At 62.6% G+C, this 4,209-nt stretch carries 3 protein-coding genes and 1 pseudogene; 3 read left to right on the top strand and 1 reads right to left on the bottom strand.

Going from position 1 to position 4,209, the window contains the following annotated elements; genetic code table 11:
• Positions 1 to 1,768 (top strand): aconitate hydratase AcnA (gene acnA / locus EN893_RS21265; protein WP_128361754.1); only part of this gene is annotated, 1,768 nt, incomplete at its 5' end.
• A gap of 49 nt (positions 1,769 to 1,817) precedes the next feature.
• Here the strand turns inward: acnA and EN893_RS21260 are convergent.
• Positions 1,818 to 2,495, bottom strand: a complete 678-nt coding sequence (locus EN893_RS21260; protein WP_127269002.1) for a ceramidase domain-containing protein — start codon at positions 2,493 to 2,495, stop codon at positions 1,818 to 1,820.
• A gap of 172 nt (positions 2,496 to 2,667) precedes the next feature.
• On the opposite strand from EN893_RS21260, the gene EN893_RS21255 reads away from it, so the two are divergent.
• Both EN893_RS21255 and EN893_RS39395 read left to right on the top strand, forming a co-directional pair.
• Entirely contained in the window at positions 2,668 to 3,468 is an 801-nt protein-coding gene (locus tag EN893_RS21255; protein ID WP_127269003.1) for a thioredoxin family protein, read from the top strand.
• A gap of 607 nt (positions 3,469 to 4,075) precedes the next feature.
• A pseudogene (locus EN893_RS39395) lies at positions 4,076 to 4,209 on the top strand (DUF2794 domain-containing protein); the annotation flags it as partial.

Here is a 4,209-nt window from a genome sequence, read left to right as displayed (position 1 = left end):
CATGGCGCCCGAATATGGCGCCACCTGCGGCTTCTTCCCCGTCGACTCGGAAACCATCCGCTACCTCACAATGTCCGGCCGCAGCGAGGACCGCATCGCGCTGGTCGAGGCCTATGCCAAAGCTCAAGGAATGTGGCGTGAGACCGGCTCGACCGATCCGGTGTTCACCGATCTGCTCGAGCTGGAACTTGGCTCCGTCGTGCCGTCGATGGCCGGACCCAAGCGGCCCGAGGGCCGCGTCGCCCTTGAAGGCATTCCGGAAGGTTTCGCCAAGGCGATGGAGACCGAATACAAGAAGGCCGCCGAAATCTCCAAGCGCTACGCAGTCGAAGGCACCGACCATGATCTCGGTCACGGCGATGTCGTCATTGCCGCCATCACTTCGTGCACCAACACCTCGAACCCGAGCGTGCTGATCGGCGCCGGCCTCCTGGCCCGCAACGCCAACCGCCTCGGTTTGAAGCAGAAGCCGTGGGTGAAGACCTCGCTGGCGCCGGGCAGCCAGGTGGTGGCCGAGTATCTGGAGAAATCCGGCCTGCAGAAGGAACTCGATCAGATCGGCTTCAACCTGGTCGGCTTCGGCTGCACCACCTGCATCGGCAATTCCGGGCCGCTGCCGGCGCCGATCTCGAAGACCATCAACGACAAGGGCCTGATCGCTGCCGCGGTCTTGTCCGGCAACCGCAACTTCGAAGGCCGCGTCTCGCCCGACGTGCAGGCCAACTATCTGGCGTCGCCGCCGCTGGTCGTCGCGCATGCGCTGGCCGGCACCGTCACAAAGGACCTGACCACCGAGCCGCTAGGCGAGGACAAGAACGGCGAGCCGGTCTACCTCAAGGATATCTGGCCGAGCTCGGCCGAAATCCAGGAGTTCATCGAGAAGAACGTCACCCGCGAGCTGTTCGCCCGCAAATATGCCGATGTCTTCAAAGGCGACGAGTACTGGCAGAACGTCAAGGCGCCGGAAGGCCAGACCTATGCGTGGGACGACAACTCGACCTATGTGCAGAACCCGCCCTATTTCGCCGGCATGACGTCAGGTTTCGGCAAGATCGGCGATATCAAGGGCGCCCGCGTGCTCGGCCTGTTCGGCGACAAGATCACCACCGACCACATTTCGCCGGCCGGATCGATCAAGGCGGCCTCGCCGGCCGGCAAATACCTCACCGACCACGGCGTCGGCGTCGCCGACTTCAACCAGTACGGCACGCGGCGCGGCAACCACGAGGTGATGATGCGCGGCACCTTCGCCAACATCCGCATCCGCAACCACATGCTGGGCGAGAATGGCCGCGAGGGCGGCTACACCATCCACTACCCGTCGAAGGAAGAGGAATCGATCTACGACGCGGCGATGGAATACAAAAGGGAAGGCGTGCCGCTGGTTGTCTTCGCCGGCGTCGAATACGGCAACGGCTCGTCGCGCGACTGGGCGGCCAAGGGAACCAATCTCCTTGGTGTCCGCGCGGTCATCGCCCAGTCCTTCGAGCGCATCCATCGCTCGAACCTGGTCGGCATGGGCGTCATTCCCTTCGTCTTCGAGGAAGGCACCTCATGGGCATCGCTCAACCTCAAGGGAGACGAGCTGGTCGAGATCGACGGCTTGAGCACCATCAAACCGCGCCAGACGATGATCGCCAAGGTCACCTATGGCGACGGCACGGTGAAGAACGTGCCGATCATCTGCCGCATCGATACGCTGGATGAGCTCGATTACTTCAAGAACGGCGGCATCCTGCAATACGTGCTGCGCGATCTTGCAGCTTAGGGAATAGGGGACTAGGCAGTAGGGAATAGAGACCCCTACTGCCTACTGCCTACTGCCTACTGCCTACCTTAGGCTTCCCAAACCGCGCCGCTGCCGCCAAAAGCACGCCGAGCATCACGCCGTTGAGGATGTGCCAGAGGAAGTGCGTTCCGAGCGGAAAGCTGCCGCAGATCACCGGGTCGATCATCCGGCAGATGACGGACACGACGAAGATCGCCGATCCCGCCAGATTATACCAGCCGGCGCGATTGCCGCTCACCGTCACCCAGACACCGAAGAAGGCGAGCGCCAGGAACGGCGGCAGATAGCCCGTCGTACCGTTCGACGCCTGGCGCAGCCAGTCAGGCACGGCAAGGGTTATCGCCCCGGCAAGCACATAGAAGGCAATGAAGATGGCAATGGCCTTGCCCCATCGCATGCCGAGGAAGCGGCGCAGATTGAACAGCGTGTAGGCCAGCGTGAAGCCGGCGATCGGCAGCACGTCGGCCCAGACTGTGCCCTTGGTGGCAAAGGTGTGGAAGATCGTCGAACCGATGCCGATCGCCACCACCCACCAGGCCAGCACCTCGGCGAAGGCGCCGGTGCCCAGCCTTCGTACCTCGCGCACGCCCCACAGGCCGGCGGCGATGAAGGCGAGGTTGGTCAGGGCGTTTACCGGTTCGGACCAGAATTCCGGGCCGGTCCGCTCGCAATAGAGGTCGACTGGCGCCAAAAACGTTTGCCACATCGTGATTGCCGCCCGAATCGGTTTCTATCCTGAAGCGCAGATCCTTCCTATTGCGGGGTTGCGGTCGGCTGCAATGGCAAAATTTCACCGCAACGTGACTTCCCGTTGACTTCCGGTTCTGCCACATATTTTAGCAATCAAGATAAAGCCGGCACCACCGGCGGGAATCGGAATGGCCATGGCCTCGCGAAAATCATTGTGGCTGGCAGCTCTTGCGCTGGCCTTCTCGGCGTCTGCCGGCGCCGGGCATGCCGGCGAATCCGATCGCGCCCATGCCGACCGGGTCCAGATCGACAGGCCCCAGATCGACAGGCCATTGGGCGTGGTCGAACTGTTCACCAGCCAGGGCTGCAGTTCCTGCCCGCCGGCCGATACGCTGTTCTCCGAACTTGCCGCCAAGGAAGATATCGTCGCGCTCGCTTATCACGTCGACTATTGGGACTATCTCGGCTGGCAGGATACGCTGGGCCGCAAGGAGAACACCGAGCGGCAATACGACTACATGCGCGCCTTCGGCAGCCGCTCCGTCTATACGCCGCAGGCCGTTATCAATGGCCGTGTCCACGTCAACGGTGCCAGCCGCGGCGAGGTCGATGGCGCGCTCGCCCGCATGGCCAAGAGCGGCGAAGGCATGCGCGTCGCCGTCAAGGTCAGCCGCACCAGCGACCGTGTGACGATCGACGCCGGCGATGCCGGCAACGGCCCCAGCGACGCCCATGTCGTCATCGTCTATTTCGACCCGCCGCAGACGGTCAAGGTCGGCGAGGGCGAGAACACCGGCCGCAAGATGACCTACTGGAACGCCGTCACCGGGATACAGACCGCCGGCATGTGGCATGGCAAGGCACAACGCTACGAACTGCCGATGAGCGAGATTGCCAAAAAGGGCGGCTGCGCCGTGCTGCTGCAGTCGGTCGGCAAGGACGGCATGCCCGGTCCCATTCTCGGCGCCGCGTTCATCCACAAGCCTTAAGGCCTTCTTTCCTTCTCCCCTTGTGGGGCGAGCAGCCGGTTCGTCGAAGGCGAATTCATCGTGCCGGTGGCACGATGAAGGCCGGCGAACGCCGGGACGCTGCGAAGCAGCGCGGACCCGGCAGGGTGGATCGACTAACCACGCCCGGCCCTTCGCAGGCTCAGGGCGTTCGAAGCTCGAAAAGCCAAGCAATTGGCTTTTCGTTCGCTGCGCGAACCGCTTCTCACCCAATAAAAAACCGACGTCAGCTTGCTTCTGACGTCGGTCATTTAGGTTTTGGGATCGTCGCACCCGATTCTTCCGAAGAAGAACCGAGGTTGGTTCGATCCGACGCAGACCCGTGGGCGGGGGGCTTGGGGTTTACGAGCCGGTGCCGGACCGAACCGTCTCAGGCAACACCGGTAAATTCGTCGGACATTGGGGCATGAGCGCGGATAAAAAAAGGCAGAAATGTGGCGGAACATCACCAATTCCAACACGGCGTTTCATAAAAGTGACTGGACGTGACGGAAACAGCGCGGCGCGGGGCTTGGTTCGCCGGGCCTTGCAATTCAGTCGCGAACACGCCAACTTTGGTTGGCAAAGATTCATTTTGAAGGATCGAGGCATGACCGATGACAGCGGCGGGACGGGGGATGGGGACGCATCCGCGATATTGATCCCGCTGCACGAGGCGCGACGCGAACGTCTCGATCAGCCGGTGCGGTTCGACCGCCGCGAGTTGGACCAGATCCTCAGGCT

Source organism: Mesorhizobium sp. M7A.F.Ca.CA.004.04.2.1, assembly GCF_004022825.1.
Taxonomy (GTDB): domain Bacteria; phylum Pseudomonadota; class Alphaproteobacteria; order Rhizobiales; family Rhizobiaceae; genus Mesorhizobium.
This window is presented reverse-complemented; position numbering and strand designations above follow the sequence as displayed.